Below are 250 nucleotides of genomic sequence, written 5' to 3'. Positions count from 1 at the left end.
CTTCGGTTTGTCCATCATCGACGCGTCTGCCCTTTTGCGAAGCGATCTGGAACCAAAGCGCTTTCGATTCTCGGCGTAAGTTTCGCTTGATGACAAAGTCCACGTCTTCCTTTAGACATACGTGCACATTCGCTTCCGCATCGTTTCCTGCATCCATGCGGACAAGCAGACGAGACGAGGTCAGCGGACGAGCTCGATGGATGGCGGTAGTTAAAAACGAAGGCATGTTGTCTTGTACATGTTGTTTCCC

At 51.2% G+C, this 250-nt stretch carries 1 pseudogene; it reads right to left on the bottom strand.

Annotated features, from left to right (window positions below):
- Positions 1-250, bottom strand: a pseudogene (locus ABEV15_RS14040) (IS1380 family transposase); the annotation flags it as partial.

The sequence above is a fragment of the Bhargavaea massiliensis genome (assembly GCF_050480245.1).
Lineage (GTDB): Bacteria > Bacillota > Bacilli > Bacillales > Anoxybacillaceae > Anoxybacillus.
This window is presented reverse-complemented; position numbering and strand designations above follow the sequence as displayed.